Raw genomic sequence first — 15,241 nt, 5'->3', positions numbered from 1 at the left:
TACCTTTTTGTGTTTGCGTTGGACAGACTTTATCCCTTGCGGCATTTATGAAAAATGGGCAAAAATGAAAATGACTATTCACCTATGGAAATAATCAGAGGTCATCATGGATCAGCTAATGGCGATGCGCGCCTTCACGCGGGTGGTGGAATCCGGCAGTTTTACCCGCGCGGCGGACTCGCTGAATATGCCGATCGCCACGCTGAGCAAACTGGTTAAATCCCTTGAGGCGCACCTGGCGATACGTCTCCTTCACCGGACGACTCGTCGGGTGGTCACGACGCCTGAAGGGCTGGAATACTATGATAAAGCGCGCCGGGTGCTGATTGATATCGAAGATATCGACACCTCGTTTCGCGTTTCCCGCGCGACGCCCAAGGGACATTTGCGGGTTGACGTGGGCGGTTCCACCGCACGGGACGTGCTCATCCCCCTGCTGCCGGATTTTATGCAGCGCTACCCGGATATCCGTATCGATCTTGGCGTGGCCGATCGTCCGGTCGATCTTATCAGCGGTAACGTAGACTGCGTGATCCGCGGCGGCCCGCTGAACGATTCAACGCTTATCGCACGTCATCTCGGTGACGCTCAGATGGTCACCTGCGCGACGCCGGGTTACCTTAAAAACCACGGCGTTCCGGCCTATCCGCAGGAGCTGCGCAACGGCCACAAGCTTGTTAGTTATCTCTCTCCCGTCACCGGGCGGCCGTTTCCGTTTCGCTTCCTGCAGAACGGCGAGGCGCTGGAAATCACTATTCCGCACTATCTCGGCGTCAATGAAAGTAACGCTCATCTGGCGGCTGCCGCGGCGGGTCTGGGGATCGTTCAAACCTTTGAGTATTCAGCAAAGACCTATTTGCAGACGGGAGCGCTGGTGGCGATTCTGGGTGACTGGCAGCCTGCCGCGTACCCGTTTCACGTGGTCTACCCGCAGAACAGGCATTTGACGCACAGACTGAAGGTGTTTATCGCCTGGCTGGCGGAGGTGTTCCCCGCCGCGCTGAAGGGATAGCCGGGCGCAAACCCGGCGGGAAATTAATTTAGCTTATAGTCCAGGGTGATCTCGGCTTTCAGAAGCTGTGAAACCGGGCAGCCCGCTTTGGCTTTCTGAATAATGCCGTCAAACTGCTGTGGCGCAATGCCCGGTACGGTGACCTTACTTTGCAGCGCAACCTTAGTGATGGCAAAGCCGCCGTCGGTTTTATCCAGAGAGACGTCCGCGGTCGTATCAATCGAATCAGCGGTATAGCCCGCTTCACCCAGCATCAGCGACAGTGCCATGGAAAAACAAGCCGCATGTGCCGCGCCGATCAGCTCTTCCGGGTTAGTCCCCTTTTCACCCTCAAAGCGGGTGTTAAAGCCGTAAGGCTGTTGGTTGAGAACGCCGCTCTCGGTGGAAACCGTTCCTTTCCCGCGCTTAATGTCGCCAGACCAGTGTGCCGAACCGTGCTTATGAATCGTCATTCTTGCTCTCCTTTTGGCTTACAAAGGGTTAAGTATAGACTACGCATCTGACACGCCCTGGAACACAGACGATTCCGTGTCTTTCACCTGCTGTACCGACAAAAGGATAATGATATGACGCTAAAAATCAGGATGGCCGTCGCGGTAGCCACGCTGGCTCTCTCTCTTTCTTCACTGGCCAAAACGCCGGAAAACTTTATCTATACCAGCTCAGGCGACCTCGACGCGGCGCTCCCGCTGGTTGCGCGTGGCGACATCGGCGGCGTACAGATCGTTTACAACTGGCGCCAGCTTGAACCCGAGAAGGACAGCTATGACTTCTCGCGGATTGAGCAGGATCTGGCGCGTCTTAAGGCCGTCCGGAAAAAACTCTTTATTCAGATCCAGGATCGTTTCTTTGAGCCGGACGCCCGCTACGTCCCGGACTATCTGATGCACGATAAGCAATACAGCGGCGGGATTGCGCCGCAGTTTGATAACCCCGGCGAGGGCAAGCCTGTCGGCGCGGGATGGGTAGCGCGTCAGTGGGACCCCACGGTGCGCCAGCGCTACCAGGCACTGCTGGCAGCGCTCGCAAAACGCTTTGATGGCGAGGTGTATGGCGTAAACCTGCCTGAAACCGCGATTGATATTGACGAGAAAAATCCGCCAGCGGGCTTCACCTGCGATAGCTATTTCGCGGGTGAGATGGAAAATCTGTCCTTTGCGCGCAAGGTTTTTCAGAAATCACATGTGGTGCAGTACGTGAACTTCTGGCCGTGCGAGTGGGATAACGACCACAACTATATGGGGCGTCTTTTTGCGTATGCCAGCGCCAACAATATCGGCCTGGGCGGGCCGGACATTGTGCCCAACCGCAAGGCGCACATGAAGAATGCCTATCCCTTCTTCCATAAAAATAAACAGGCGCTGCCGCTCATTGCCATGGCGGTTCAGGAGCCGACTCTGACCTATAAGGATCCTCAGACCGGAAAACCGTTCACCAAAGCCGAGTTTGTCCGCTTCGGCGAAAATTATCTCGGGGCCGATATTATTTTCTGGAGCACAGCCTCTCCCTGGCTAAAGGCAAAATAATCGCCCCTCAGGCAAGGTGGCGGGACAGTTCGTCAAGAAACACGCGCAGCGCGGCAGGCTGGTATTCCCGTGACTGATAAATGCCGTGGATGGCAAGCGATTTCGGCTCCAGCGACGCCAGTACCGGCACCAGTAATCCCTGCTCAAGCGCGGCGCGCGCTTCGCGCTCCGGCAGCATGGCGATGCCGCAGTGCTCGATCGCCGCGTTCATGAGCAGTGAAGAGATACTGGCGCTCAGGTTGCCGCTGACGGCCACGCTCAGGCTTTCGCCTTCCGGGGTCAGGAAGTGCCAGGACTGCCCGGCGAAAAAGCTGTAGTGCAGGCAGTTATGCTGCGCCAGTTCTTCGGGGCTGACGGGCGTGCCGTGCTGTGCCAGATACGCCGGCGAGGCGCAGAGCACCGATCGACATTCCCCCAGCCGGCGGGCGATCATGCCGGGCTCCGGGTTATCGGTAATGCGCACGGCGACGTCAATGCGCTCTCCCACCAGGCTGACCGGATGGTTGTTCACGTCCAGCTCAATGCGCAGCTGCGGGTAGCGCGAGAGCAGGCCGGGCAGGACCGGCGCAATCAGGTGCATGGCGGTAAAGTGCGCGCAGGCTACCCGCAGCGTGCCGGACGGCAGATCTTTTTCCGACTGACCTTCGATTTCCTGCGAGATCTGCGAGAGAGTCCGCGTTTTTTGCAGCACCTTTTCCCCTGCCGCCGTCAGCGTCAACTTGCGCGTGGAGCGGTTTACCAGCCGCGTCCCCGCCCACTTCTCCATTTGTTCAAGGTAACGGCTCACCATCGGCCGGGAAATGCCCAGCGCGCGGGCCGCCGCGCTCAGGCTTCCCAGTTCGCATATCCGGTTATAGACCTGAGCGGCAATAACGCGATCCATATAAGCTCCATCTGCTCGATTTATGAAACTAAGCATGTCTTGTTTCAGGAATTCTGGCAAATGAGAATATCCGTACAATAGAGACATTCCTGAACAACAGAGACAACAGCATGAAATTCCCTCATATTGCACTGCTTTCCACCCTTTTCGCTCCGGCCGTTTTTGCCGCGCCGTTGACGATTGATACCTATAACCCGCAGGATAAAGGCATTTTCGCGGTCTCCTCCACGCTCGTTTCCGGCCCGAAAGAGGCGGTGCTGTTTGACGCGCAGTTCAGCGTGAAGGATGGCGAAGCGCTGGTAGAGAAAATTCGCCGCAGCGGTAAAACGCTGAATAAGATTGTGATCACCTCCGGCGATCCGGATTTCTATTTTGGCCTGCAGCCGCTGGTGAAGGCCTTCCCGAATGCCAAAGTGGTGGCCACGCAGCAGGTGGTTGACCATATTAAGGCCACCAAAGACGCCAAGCTCGCCTTCTGGGGCCCGCAGATGAAAGACGGCGCGCCAACGGAACTGGTGGTGCCGCAGGTGCTCGCCTCCACCACCTTTATGATTGACGGGGAAAAGGTCGATATCGAGCAGCCGGACAGCTACGCGGCCTACGTGTGGATCCCGTCCGTGAAAACCATCCTCGGCGGCACCGGGATCTCCTGGGGGATTCACGTCTGGACGGCTGATACCCAGACGCCGGCTCGGCGTCAACAGTGGCAGCAGACCCTGGACAACATGGCCGCGCACAGGCCGGAACGCGTGATACCGGGCCACTACCTGGGCACGCCACCGTCCGGAACCGGGGCTATTGATTTTACCCGTGGCTATCTGCAGCATTTTGAACAGGCGTTGTCGGCACATAAAAACTCTGCGGGCGTCATCGGTGCACTGAAAAAACAGTATCCGGATCTGGCAGAAGAGAGTTCTCTGGAATTAAGCGCCAAAGTGAATACCGGCGAAATGAAGTGGTAATTTAAAAACGGCTCCTGCTATATTCCCGCGATAGCAGGAGCACCGCCATAATATCCGCACTGCCTCACGCCAATATATCCCTCCGTTTTAAAAGCACATAAAAGCATGTACTTATGTCATTTTTATTTCTAAGATGAATCTGAGACACAACCGGGGAAATATTTGCCATTCTGTTTGTGAATTAAATTTTTGCGAGCCGTACCATTAAACAGACAACGACACGGAGGCAGCATGTTTACTTATTACCCGGCTAATACCACAGCAGCACAACCTGAACTCGTTAACGCGATTGCGCAGGGTCTTCACGCCGAGCACGGTGCTGTGACTGAAGATGACATTTTAATGGAACTGACCAAGTGGGTGGAATCCACGGATAATGACATCCTCAGTGACATCTACCAGCAGACCATTAACTACGTCGTCAGCGGGCAAAGCGCACCTTTGTAAAAACCTGCTAAGCTGGATCTGCAACCTAAGGGGTTACATTTCGTTTGCGAAAGCAAACTGGTCCTTAAAACTATCAACAGGATTGAGGAGTTAACATGAAATCGAACCGTCAGGCACGCCACATTCTGGGACTGAACTACAAGCTTTCTAATCAGCGTAAAGTGGTGATTGAAGGCGACCACGAAACGCAAGTCACTCACGCCACCGGCAGAAAACGCCACGCGGGCAAGTAAGTTCCCGACTGAGATCCAGAACACCATCGGCAAAACCGATGGTGTTTTTGTTTATGTGTTGCGGTAATTAATATTTAGCTCCTTTATAATACCGCCCGACCGCACCCCGTAGCACAGGCCAGAAAGATGACAAACAGCAGTGTCAGGGACGGATCTTCAAAAAAAGAGTGAGTGACATGGACAACAAACTGAAAAAACATCGTTCCTTATACATCCCATACGCCGGCCCGGTTTTACTCGAATTCCCCCTGCTCAACAAAGGCAGCGCCTTCAGCATGGAAGAGCGCAGCAGCTTTAACCTGCTTGGCCTGCTGCCGGAAGTGGTTGAAACCATTGAAGAACAGGCGGAGCGCGCGTGGATCCAGTATCAGGGCTTCAAAACCGAGATCGACAAACACATCTACCTGCGCAACATCCAGGACACCAACGAAACCCTCTTCTATCGCCTGGTGCAAAACCATCTCGAAGAGATGATGCCGGTGATCTACACCCCAACGGTGGGTGCGGCGTGCGAACGCTTCTCTGAGATCTACCGTCGCTCACGCGGCGTCTTTATCTCTTATCAGAACCGTCACAACATGGACGACATTCTGCAGAACGTGCCGAACCACAATATTAAAGTGATTGTGGTGACGGACGGGGAACGTATTCTCGGCCTCGGCGACCAGGGCATTGGCGGGATGGGGATCCCAATCGGTAAACTCTCTCTCTACACCGCCTGCGGCGGCATCAGCCCGGCGTACACCCTGCCGGTGGTACTGGATGTCGGCACCAACAACCAGCAACTGTTGAACGATCCGCTGTACATGGGCTGGCGTCATCCGCGCATTACCGACGACGAGTACTATCAGTTTGTCGACGATTTCATTCAGGCCGTGAAGCACCGCTGGCCGGACGTTCTGCTGCAGTTTGAAGACTTTGCGCAGAAAAACGCGATGCCGCTGCTGAACCGCTATCGCGATGAGATCTGCTCCTTTAACGACGACATCCAGGGCACCGCAGCGGTGACCGTGGGCACGCTTATCGCCGCCAGCCGCGCGGCCGGCAGCCAGCTGAGCTACCAGAAAATCGTCTTCCTGGGCGCAGGCTCTGCGGGCTGCGGCATCGCCGAGCAGATTATTGCCCAGACGCAGCGCGAAGGCTTAAGCGAAGAGCTGGCCCGCTCCCGCGTCTTCATGGTTGACCGTTTCGGCCTGCTGACCGACGGTATGCCGAACCTGCTGCCGTTCCAGACCAAGCTGGTGCAGAAGCGCGAGAACCTGAAGAACTGGGACACCGACAACGAAGTGCTCTCCCTGCTGGACGTGGTGCGCAACGTGAAGCCGGATATTCTGATCGGCGTTTCCGGGCAAACCGGTCTCTTCACCGAAGAGATTATTCGCGAGATGCACAAGCACTGCGAGCGCCCTATCGTGATGCCGCTGTCTAACCCGACTTCCCGCGTGGAAGCGACGCCGCAGGACATCATCGCCTGGACCGAAGGTAACGCGCTGGTTGCCACCGGCAGCCCGTTCGATCCGGTGGTATGGAAGGATAAAACCTATCCGATCGCCCAGTGCAACAACTCCTATATCTTCCCGGGCATTGGTCTGGGCGTGATCGCCTCCGGCGCGTCCCGCATTACCGATGAGATGCTGATGTCAGCGAGCGAAACCCTTGCGGGCTATTCGCCGCTGGTCAACAACGGCGAAGGGCTGGTGCTGCCGGAACTGAAGGACATTCACAAGGTGTCGCGCGCTATCGCGTTTGCGGTGGGTAAAATGGCGCAGCAGCAGGGCGTGGCGGTGAAAACCTCTGCCGACGCGCTGCAGCAGGCTATTGATGATAACTTCTGGATGCCTGAATACCGCAGCTATCGCCGTACCTCGATTTAATTAGCTCCGACCCTTCCCTCTCCTCAAAAGGGAGAGGGAACGTGAACACCCTCCTCCCTTTATTTTCTTTGCCTCTTCTACAGTATTCCCCTGACCATTATTTAAAAAATCAATATTCCGACAACAATTCATATCTCATTGAAATATAAATATTTTGCATGACATTTTTTGCCTAATAAACAGTTTCTTTTAAAGGTTTAGTAACGTTCCGCATCACTAAATTCATTAATTGAAAAAGGAGTTTTGAAATGGCAATTCCGGCTTACCTTTGGCTTAAAGATGACGGCGGCGCAGATATCAAAGGCGCTGTTGATGTACAAGATCGCGAGGGAAGTATCGAGATATTAGGGTTCGGTCATGGACTGTATCTGCCAACAGATAACATGACAGGAAAAATCACGGGTACGCGCGTTCATAGTGCGCTGGTATTTGAAAAGGAGTTTGACAGTTCTAGCCCTTACTTATACAAGGCCGTGGCAAAAGGCCAAACGCTGAAAAGTGCCGAGTTTAAGTGGTACAAGATCGACGACGCGGGTCAGGAAGTCGAATACTTCAACATGTACCTGGAGAACGTAAAAGTTGTCTCAATATGCCCCTTGATGCATGACGTAAAAAACTCGGCAATGGAAAAACATAATCATCTAGAAAATGTTTCCCTGCGTTATGAGAAAATCACGTGGCAACATTGCGACGGTAATATCATCTTTGCAGACTCATGGAATGACCGTTCATGAATCTCCTGCAATGCTATTTCCACCTCAACGGCGGTAAGTACGCAACACTGTCTGTGCCCGGAGTGGGTTTTTTCCCAGCATTTTCGGGGAATGGCAATGCAACAAATCGTCCCGAAAGCGCGTCGCTACCCGACATAGGCCCTCTCCCTCCGGGCCGATATTACATACTATTACGTGGATTAGGTGGTTGGTATACTCAAACAAAGGACAGTGTAAATGCATTTTTCACGGGTTCCAATCGGAGCGAGTGGTTTGCTTTATATCGCGATGACGGATTGATAAATGATGAGACTTTTGTGAACGGTATAAGGCGAGGAGAATTCAGATTGCACCCTATCGGACCATCTGGATTAAGTAAGGGATGTATCACGCTTTACAGTCAGAGCGATTTTAAGGTTCTGGCATCAGCCTTGCTACGAACGGGAGGGCTGCAACTGGGAAACTATATGATTGCTCATGGCGTTGTGCAGGTTTATTAATGAAGGTGATACTACTGGCACTGCTATGGTGTACGGCAGTGTTTCTTTCGTTACTCACACTATATAAAGTTATTCCACCGGAAGTGCAGTACTCTTTTGCGGAGCATTTTAAAATATATGGCGACGAATTGATCATGGATTTCGTTCTGTACCTTTTTTTAGGTGTTTCCGCATTCAGTGCGTCAGTTCTCACACTAGCCCTGTATGTTCTTATACGGGAAAAATAATTCTGGGCAGCACTGCTGCCCCTCTGTTTGGTATATGCAGGAAAACGTTGTATAGTGATAGTCACCTACAAACTCATAACATATAAGGAGGCCAATTATGCTGTATCGTGAAATTTTCAATGTTTCACATACATTTGGTGATCGCACCAGCTCAAGCGTTATCGGTATCGTGCTGCGATAACTTCTGCTTGAGCGAAGACACCAACCCCTGAAATCCCTTCTCTCGGGCTTACTGAGTTATCGTCAGCGATGTTTGACGAGGCATAAACATGCCTGTAACTCTTGGGTAAGCAACAATGAGCACTTTACTCACTGCACAATCTTTACGCGTTGATACGGCGTTTGGCACGCTCTTCGACTCACTCTCCTTTACGCTGAAAAAAGGCGACCGCATCGGCCTGCTGGGCGACAACGGCTGCGGCAAAAGTACGCTTTTAAAGGTGCTGGACGGAACAGATATCCCAGCCGCCGGAACGGTAGCGCTGGCCGGGCACTGCCTGATGGCGCGCGTGGAGCAACATCTCCCGGACGCCATTTTCCCGCTGACCATGCTGGATGCCGTACTCGCGCAACTGCCTTTAGCTGAGCACGAAAGTCTGCGCTGGAAAGCCGAAACGCTGCTGGCGAGCATGGGCTTCACGCCGCAGGATATGATGCTGCAATCCGCCACCCTGAGCGGCGGACAGCACACCCGCCTGCTGCTGGCGCGGGCGTTGATTCACGAGCCGGATCTGCTGCTGCTGGATGAACCCAGCAACCACCTGGATCTGCCGACCATGCTCTGGCTGGAACACTTTTTACAGAACTGGTCAGGCAGCTTCGTGCTGGTTTCGCACGACAGACAGCTGCTGGATGCCGTCACAAACGGCAGCTGGATCCTGCGTGATAAGACGCTGCACTACTTTGCCCTTCCCTGTACGGCCGCCCGTAAAGCGCTTGCAGCAAAAGACGAAAGCGATGCGCAGCGCCACAAGGCGGAGCAAAAGGAGATCGACCGCGTGACCGCCAGCGCCAAACGTCTGGCGACCTGGGGTAAGGTTTACGACAACGAAGACCTGGCCCGCAAAGCCAAGCAGATGGAAAAACAGGTCGAACGACTCAAAGAAAGCCAGACCGCGCTCACGGCGGGCAGTCCATGGACGCTAACCCTGCGCGGCGACGCGCTGCGGGCGGACCGTCTGCTGGAGATGGAAAACCTCAGCGTCCCGCCTGCGCCCGGGCTACCGCCACTGTTTAACATCGAAACGGCGCGGCTGAAAAGCGGCGATCGCGTGGCAATTGTCGGTCGTAACGGCTGCGGTAAATCGTCGCTGATGAAGCTTATCTGGCGACATTTTGTGGATGAACCGACGGACTGCGGGCTGAAAATCCATCCGCGCGTCTCGCCTGGCTACTACGACCAGACGCTGCATCAGCTGCCGGATGACGCCACGCTGCTCGACGCGCTGGAACCTTTCGCTCCCGACCCGCAAAACAGGAAGATGGCGCTCATCAGCGCCGGGTTCCCGTGGGCGAGACACGGGCAAAAAGTCAGCACGCTCAGCGGCGGCGAGCGCTCTCGCCTGCTGTTCGTCGGGCTGACGCTTGCCCGCTACAGCCTGCTGATGCTGGATGAGCCCACCAACCATCTCGACATGGAAGGCAAAGAGGCACTGGCGGAAACGCTGCAACAGTTCGAAGGCGGCGTGCTGCTGGTCAGCCACGATCGCCAGTTAATTAGCCAAAGCTGTAACCGCTTCTGGCTGATTGAGGACGGCTGGCTGAGCGAGTGGCACGATGCTGAAGCCGTGTTTGAGCGGCTGCGTGAAAGCGCGGGGCTCGGGACATCCGCCGCGCCCGTCGTCACCGCTGAGGAGGTTCAACCCTCGCGGTATGACGATCTGCTGGAGCGGCTGATCGCGCTGGAAACGCTGCTGGAAGACGATCTGGCGCGTAAGCCGAAACATCAGAAGCCGCAGCTGCAGGCGCAATGGCGTAGAGAAATTGAGGAGATTGAAGCCCAGCTGTAAATCTGCGCCCGGCGAGCACCTCGCCGGGCCAGCATTTTCCCCCTTAATTATTAGAGGATCGCCGTATTCTTAATCTGAAATCGAATCAAATGATGACATTATGTTGCCGCAGCCTTGCATTACCAGGCTAATGTATTAATCCTTAAGGGGTACTACACCTGCTATGCAGATTCTTATCATGAACAAGGAGATACACATGAAGGCTGCTGTTGTTACTCAGGATCATCAGGTCAATGTCACTGAAAAAACCTTACGCCCGCTTAAGCACGGAGAAGCCCTGCTGAAAATGGAGTGCTGTGGTGTATGCCATACCGACCTCCACGTGAAGAACGGTGATTTTGGCGATAAAACCGGGGTAATCCTGGGCCATGAAGGTATTGGTATCGTGAAAGAAGTCGGCCCTGGCGTGACGTCGCTGAAAGTCGGCGACCGTGCAAGCGTGGCCTGGTTCTTTGAAGGATGCGGTCACTGCGAATACTGTAATACCGGTAACGAAACCCTGTGCCGTGACGTGAAAAACGCCGGTTACTCCGTTGACGGCGGCATGGCGGAAGAGTGCATCGTCACCGCGGATTACGCGGTAAAAGTGCCGGATGGTCTGGATTCGGCGGCGGCCAGCAGCATTACCTGCGCCGGCGTCACCACCTACAAAGCGGTGAAAATCTCCGGCATAAAACCGGGCCAGTGGATCGCGATTTACGGTCTGGGCGGGCTGGGCAACCTCGCGCTGCAGTACGCCAAAAACGTGTTTAATGCCAAAGTCATCGCTCTGGACGTTAACGATGAACAGCTGAAGCTGGCCGCGAGCATGGGTGCAGATTTAACCATCAACTCCCGCAGCGAAGATGCCGCTAAGATTGTGCAGGAAAAAACCGGCGGCGCGCATGCCGCAGTCGTCACCGCCGTCGCAAAAGCGGCCTTCAACTCGGCGGTAGATGCCGTGCGTGCCGGTGGCCGCGTGGTCGCCGTTGGCCTGCCGCCGGAAGCAATGAGCCTGGACATTCCGCGTCTGGTGCTGGACGGTATACAGGTGGTGGGTTCGCTGGTTGGCACCCGTCAGGATCTGCAGGAAGCCTTCCAGTTTGCGGCCGAGGGCAAAGTGGTGCCGAAAGTGACGATGCGTCCTATCGAGGACATCAACGCCATTTTTAAAGAGATGGAACAGGGCCAGATCCGTGGCCGTATGGTGATCGACTTACGCTCGTAAACACCTTTTGCCGGGTAGTGGCTACGCCTTACCCGGCTCATTGCTACGACGAACGACGAACTGAAATCCACTCCTGAACCTCAATCTGGAAGGTGTCCGGCGCTTTTCGGTACATTTTACGCGCCAGGTCGAGAATAGTATGACGCGCGAGCTCCTCTTCCATCCGCTGCTGCGCGCTATCCATGACTGAACGTACTCCGCACGGGCCGTCGCAGACCCAGGCAGGCGGTGCTTCATCAAACACGGCCAGCCGCTGGCGCACTTCACGACATTCGAACATGTTTTTCTCGCCGTCAATGGCATGCGCCACATCCAACACGCTGATCAGCTCCGCCGGACGCGCCAGCTTAAAGCCCCCGCCCTTGCCTTCCGTACTGATGACCAGCCCGGCACGTGACAGGCGTGTGAAGATTTTGCCGAGGTAGTCATACGGCACGCCCTGCAAGGCAGCCATCTCCCGGACGCTCATCTCACGCTCGTTGCCCTTCGCATCCACCATACACATCAGGCTGTGAATGCCGTATTCCACACCGGAACTGTAAAACGCCATGGTTAACTCCGAATTAGTGTTCGGAGCATTATAACGATTTTTAACTCAGAAAGAAGTTGTCGGAGTTAACTCCGACAAGTATAGTGGCAGTTATGTCAGGCATGAAGCCTGGCGGGAGAAAGGATCGAATATGAAAAAGCAGATTTTAATCGTAGGCAGTGGTTTTGCGGGTATGTGGGCAGCCGTGAGCGCGGCACGTCTCTCTGAGCAGCAGGGTAATAACAGTCTGGAAATTGCGGTTCTGGCCCCCTTGCCTGAACTCCGCGTTCGGCCACGCTTCTATGAGGAGAAGGTTTCAACGCTGGTCGCCCCGTTGACTGACCTGTTTGCCGAGCTTGATATCACATTCATCGCCGGACACGCGGAACAAATTGATACCACGGCGAAAACCGTTTTATACCGGATGTCCAATGGCGCGCATGCTACGGCTTCCTACGATAGGCTGATCCTCGCTACGGGCAGCCAGACCAAACGCCCACCGATTGCCGGCCTGGCTGACTACGCCTTTGACATCGACCAGCTGGAATCCGCACAGGTATTTGAGCGTCACCTTGATTCACTGGCGTTACGTCCCTCCACGCCCGAGCGCAACACCGTGGTAGTCTGCGGAGGCGGCTTTACCGGCATCGAGCTGGCAACGGAGCTACCTGCCCGACTGCGTGCCCGTTTTGGCGACAATACGGAGATTAAAATAGTCGTAGTTGAGAGAGGACCAGTCATTGGCGGCCATTATAGCGACGCATTGCGTAAAACAATTGCAGAGGCGAGTGAGGCGCTGGGCGTTGAATGGCGGCTGAAGAGTGAAGTTGAAGCCATTGATGCTCACGGCGTAACGCTGAAAAACGGTGAACGTATTGCTGCTGCGACCGTCGTCTGGACCGCAGGCGTCGAGGCAAATCCTCTCAGCCTGCAGATAGACGGTGAACGCGATAGCCAGGGCCGCCTGGTTGTGACAGAGACGTTGCAGGTCCCCGCACTTCCTGACGTCTATGCCACCGGCGATATGGCTCACGCCAAAACAGACGATGCGGGCAACACGGCGCTGATGACCTGCCAGCACGCGATCCAGCTAGGGAAATTTGCCGGTCACAACGCTGCCGCCAGCCTGCTGAACGTTGCTCCTTACCCTTATCGTCAGGTGAACTATGTTACCTGCCTGGATTTAGGCGCGTGGGGCGCGGTTTATACCGAGGGCTGGGATCAGGCCGTCAAATCCGTCCGCGACGAGGCGAAGAAGATCAAGATCGCCATCACTAACGAGCTGATCTACCCTCCAGCAGCGGATAAAGCAGTCGCCTTTGCCGCCGCCGACCCGCTGGCGAAATTCGTTTAGGCCCCCGCCATCGCCCCGCTAACGGGGCGTTTTTATTTTCAGTTTCCGGCAATCCTTATCTCAATTCCTTCGTTCCCTTGCTTCCCCCCTCGCCCGATGATGAATCCGACGCTAACAAGAAGATAACAAAGGAATTCACCATGCAAACCCCATTTCGTCTGCCGCTGCTGACGGCGCTGATTCTGACGACAACCGCAGCCTGGTCCGCCGATGCGCCGGTCAAAGGCGGCACGCTGATTTATCTGGAGCAACAGGCGCACACCAACCTCTATCCGCCTGCCGGCGGCTTCTACCCGAACGGCGGCATTCTGAACCAGATCACCGACAAACTGACGTGGCAAAATCCAAAGACGCTGCAGGTCGAACCGTGGGTGGCCGAAAGCTGGACCACCAACGCCGATAAAACTGAATACACCTTTAAACTGCGTCCCGGTATTACCTTCTCCGACGGCACGCCGCTCGACGCCAACGCCGTAGCAAAAAACTTTGATACCTACGGTTTGGGCAATAAGGCGCAGCGCCTGCCGGTGTCAGAAGTGATCAATAACTACGATCGCAGCGAAGTGGTCGACCCGCTGACCGTGAAGTTTTACTTCAAAAAACCGTCGCCGGGGTTCCTGCAGGGCACCGCCACGATTGGCTCGGGCCTGGTCTCGCTCAGCACGCTGAAGCGCAACTTTGAAGAGCTGGGAGACGCCCGGCATATCATCGGCTCCGGCCCGTTTGTGGTGAAGGACGAGAAGCTCGGTCGCGAAGTGACGCTCGAAGCCCGTAAGGACTACCAGTGGGGGCCCAAAAATCTGGCGCAACAGGGTCCAGCCAATCTGGACGGCATCAAGTTTATCGTGACTCAGGAGGACAGCGTGCGCGTCGGCGCCCTGCTGGCCGGCCAGGCCGACTTTATTCGCCAGGTGCAGGCGTATGACGAAAAGCAGGCGACAGACCAGGGCTATAAAATCTACGCCGCCCCAACGCGCGGGGTGAACGACAGCATCAGCTTCCGCCCGGATAACCCGCTGGTCTCCGATATTCGCGTGCGCCAGGCGCTGCTGCATGCCACGAATGCAAAGCAGGTGGTCGAGACGCTCTTCTCGGCCAACTATCCGCAGGCGAAGTCGGTGATTGCCGATTCCGCCGCGGGCTTTGTCGATCTCAGCGACAAATTGACCTTTGACCCGGCAAAAGCCAACCAGCTGCTGGACGAGGCGGGCTGGAAAGCGGGCAGCGACGGGATCCGCGCCAAAGACGGCCAGCGGCTGGCGCTGACGGTATATGAATCCCTGCCGCAACCGCAAAACAAAGAGGTGCTGCAGCTGGTTGCCCAGCAGTGGCGTCAGGTGGGCGTAGTGCTGAACGTAAAAGCCGGGGACGCTGGCAGCCGCACGCTGGATAACCTTGATCCACAGAAAACCCCGTTAACCGTCTCCGAAGTGGGCCGCGCCGATCCGGACGTGGTGAAAAGCATGTTCTACCCGGCTAACCGCGACGCGCTGCTGCAAAAAGGCGGCTCCAGCGACAAGGTCAAAAGCTTCCGCGACGACAAGCTGAATGCGCTGCTGGTAAATATCTCCTCAGAGGTCGATCCGCAAAAACGCCTGCAGCTGACCGGCGATGCCCAGCGCTACCTGCTGGATAACGCCTACGTCATTCCGATTTTCGAGGAGCCACAGGTCTTTGCCGGTGCGCCGTGGCTAAAAGGCGTCAATTTTGAAGCGGTCGGCCGCCCGTCGTTCTACGGCGCGTGGATTGAGAAACACTGAGGAGC

General features: G+C 55.5%; 15 protein-coding genes. 12 read left to right on the top strand and 3 right to left on the bottom strand.

What is annotated here, in order from left to right:
* The first annotated feature begins 106 nt into the window (after positions 1–106).
* Complete coding sequence (locus tag INF73_RS16705; protein ID WP_193542618.1) at positions 107–1,012, top strand: LysR family transcriptional regulator; 906 nt, start codon at positions 107–109, stop codon at positions 1,010–1,012.
* Positions 1,013–1,035: 23 nt separating this feature from the next.
* On the opposite strand, the gene INF73_RS16700 is transcribed toward INF73_RS16705, so the two are convergent.
* Positions 1,036–1,464: an OsmC family protein gene (locus INF73_RS16700; RefSeq protein WP_028013230.1), complete on the bottom strand. Its 429-nt coding sequence runs from the start codon at positions 1,462–1,464 to the stop codon at positions 1,036–1,038.
* 114 nt (positions 1,465–1,578) lie between these two features.
* Here INF73_RS16700 and INF73_RS16695 point away from each other — a divergent pair, with 114 nt between their 5' ends.
* Positions 1,579–2,538 (top strand): hypothetical protein, encoded by a 960-nt coding sequence (locus tag INF73_RS16695; protein ID WP_193542616.1) that lies wholly within the window; start codon positions 1,579–1,581, stop codon positions 2,536–2,538.
* Between the two features lie 7 nt (positions 2,539–2,545).
* Here INF73_RS16695 and INF73_RS16690 read toward each other — a convergent pair whose 3' ends face one another.
* Positions 2,546–3,421: a LysR family transcriptional regulator gene (locus INF73_RS16690; RefSeq protein WP_045260574.1), complete on the bottom strand. Its 876-nt coding sequence runs from the start codon at positions 3,419–3,421 to the stop codon at positions 2,546–2,548.
* A gap of 110 nt (positions 3,422–3,531) precedes the next feature.
* Between INF73_RS16690 and INF73_RS16685 the strand changes: the two genes are divergently transcribed.
* From INF73_RS16685 to adhP, 8 genes are all read left to right on the top strand, one after another.
* Entirely contained in the window at positions 3,532–4,383 is an 852-nt protein-coding gene (locus INF73_RS16685; protein WP_193542614.1) for a Vmh family MBL fold metallo-hydrolase, read from the top strand.
* Between the two features lie 231 nt (positions 4,384–4,614).
* Positions 4,615–4,830 (top strand): biofilm-dependent modulation protein, encoded by a 216-nt coding sequence (gene bdm / locus INF73_RS16680; RefSeq protein WP_028013234.1) that lies wholly within the window; start codon positions 4,615–4,617, stop codon positions 4,828–4,830.
* Between the two features lie 95 nt (positions 4,831–4,925).
* Positions 4,926–5,063 (top strand): stationary-phase-induced ribosome-associated protein, encoded by a 138-nt coding sequence (sra, locus tag INF73_RS16675; protein WP_008501714.1) that lies wholly within the window; start codon positions 4,926–4,928, stop codon positions 5,061–5,063.
* A gap of 176 nt (positions 5,064–5,239) precedes the next feature.
* On the top strand, positions 5,240–6,937 hold the full coding sequence (locus INF73_RS16670; protein ID WP_028013235.1) for an NAD-dependent malic enzyme: 1,698 nt from the start codon (positions 5,240–5,242) through the stop codon (positions 6,935–6,937).
* Between the two features lie 248 nt (positions 6,938–7,185).
* Positions 7,186–7,671: an Hcp family type VI secretion system effector gene (locus tag INF73_RS16665; RefSeq protein WP_041909869.1), complete on the top strand. Its 486-nt coding sequence runs from the start codon at positions 7,186–7,188 to the stop codon at positions 7,669–7,671.
* Positions 7,668–8,150, top strand: a complete 483-nt coding sequence (locus INF73_RS16660; protein WP_071993720.1) for a DUF2778 domain-containing protein — start codon at positions 7,668–7,670, stop codon at positions 8,148–8,150. Before INF73_RS16665 ends, INF73_RS16660 begins: the two co-directional genes overlap by 4 nt.
* Positions 8,151–8,673: 523 nt before the next feature.
* Complete coding sequence (locus INF73_RS16655) at positions 8,674–10,386, top strand: ABC-F family ATP-binding cassette domain-containing protein (protein WP_193542612.1); 1,713 nt, start codon at positions 8,674–8,676, stop codon at positions 10,384–10,386.
* Between the two features lie 196 nt (positions 10,387–10,582).
* Positions 10,583–11,593 (top strand): alcohol dehydrogenase AdhP, encoded by a 1,011-nt coding sequence (gene adhP / locus INF73_RS16650; RefSeq protein ID WP_041909867.1) that lies wholly within the window; start codon positions 10,583–10,585, stop codon positions 11,591–11,593.
* A 43-nt stretch (positions 11,594–11,636) separates the two neighbouring features.
* Here adhP and INF73_RS16645 read toward each other — a convergent pair whose 3' ends face one another.
* Positions 11,637–12,143 carry an Rrf2 family transcriptional regulator gene (locus tag INF73_RS16645; protein ID WP_028013240.1) on the bottom strand — a complete coding sequence of 169 codons (507 nt, stop codon included), beginning with the start codon at positions 12,141–12,143 and terminating at the stop codon, positions 11,637–11,639.
* A 130-nt stretch (positions 12,144–12,273) separates the two neighbouring features.
* On the opposite strand from INF73_RS16645, the gene INF73_RS16640 reads away from it, so the two are divergent.
* Together INF73_RS16640 and INF73_RS16635 are read left to right on the top strand one after the other, a co-directional pair.
* Complete coding sequence (locus INF73_RS16640; RefSeq protein ID WP_193542610.1) at positions 12,274–13,476, top strand: NAD(P)/FAD-dependent oxidoreductase; 1,203 nt, start codon at positions 12,274–12,276, stop codon at positions 13,474–13,476.
* A gap of 140 nt (positions 13,477–13,616) precedes the next feature.
* The gene (locus tag INF73_RS16635; RefSeq protein ID WP_047365084.1) at positions 13,617–15,236 is read left to right on the top strand and encodes a TIGR04028 family ABC transporter substrate-binding protein; all 1,620 of its coding nucleotides are present in this window, start codon (positions 13,617–13,619) and stop codon (positions 15,234–15,236) included.
* Positions 15,237–15,241 lie beyond the last annotated feature (5 nt).

It is taken from the genome of Enterobacter cloacae complex sp. P6RS (genome assembly GCF_014982245.1).
Taxonomy (GTDB): domain Bacteria; phylum Pseudomonadota; class Gammaproteobacteria; order Enterobacterales; family Enterobacteriaceae; genus Enterobacter; species Enterobacter bugandensis.
Note: the sequence above shows the minus strand (reverse complement) of the source record. Positions and strands in the feature narration are given on the sequence as shown.

Coding starts and splice junctions, on each gene's coding strand:
- INF73_RS16705 (WP_193542618.1), top strand. CDS start 107: ATGGATCAGCTAATGGCGATGCGCGCCTTCACGCGGGTGGTGGAATCC.
- INF73_RS16700 (WP_028013230.1), bottom strand. CDS start 1,464: ATGACGATTCATAAGCACGGTTCGGCACACTGGTCTGGCGACATTAAG.
- INF73_RS16695 (WP_193542616.1), top strand. CDS start 1,579: ATGACGCTAAAAATCAGGATGGCCGTCGCGGTAGCCACGCTGGCTCTC.
- INF73_RS16690 (WP_045260574.1), bottom strand. CDS start 3,421: ATGGATCGCGTTATTGCCGCTCAGGTCTATAACCGGATATGCGAACTG.
- INF73_RS16685 (WP_193542614.1), top strand. CDS start 3,532: ATGAAATTCCCTCATATTGCACTGCTTTCCACCCTTTTCGCTCCGGCC.
- bdm (WP_028013234.1), top strand. CDS start 4,615: ATGTTTACTTATTACCCGGCTAATACCACAGCAGCACAACCTGAACTC.
- sra (WP_008501714.1), top strand. CDS start 4,926: ATGAAATCGAACCGTCAGGCACGCCACATTCTGGGACTGAACTACAAG.
- INF73_RS16670 (WP_028013235.1), top strand. CDS start 5,240: ATGGACAACAAACTGAAAAAACATCGTTCCTTATACATCCCATACGCC.
- INF73_RS16665 (WP_041909869.1), top strand. CDS start 7,186: ATGGCAATTCCGGCTTACCTTTGGCTTAAAGATGACGGCGGCGCAGAT.
- INF73_RS16660 (WP_071993720.1), top strand. CDS start 7,668: ATGAATCTCCTGCAATGCTATTTCCACCTCAACGGCGGTAAGTACGCA.
- INF73_RS16655 (WP_193542612.1), top strand. CDS start 8,674: ATGAGCACTTTACTCACTGCACAATCTTTACGCGTTGATACGGCGTTT.
- adhP (WP_041909867.1), top strand. CDS start 10,583: ATGAAGGCTGCTGTTGTTACTCAGGATCATCAGGTCAATGTCACTGAA.
- INF73_RS16645 (WP_028013240.1), bottom strand. CDS start 12,143: ATGGCGTTTTACAGTTCCGGTGTGGAATACGGCATTCACAGCCTGATG.
- INF73_RS16640 (WP_193542610.1), top strand. CDS start 12,274: ATGAAAAAGCAGATTTTAATCGTAGGCAGTGGTTTTGCGGGTATGTGG.
- INF73_RS16635 (WP_047365084.1), top strand. CDS start 13,617: ATGCAAACCCCATTTCGTCTGCCGCTGCTGACGGCGCTGATTCTGACG.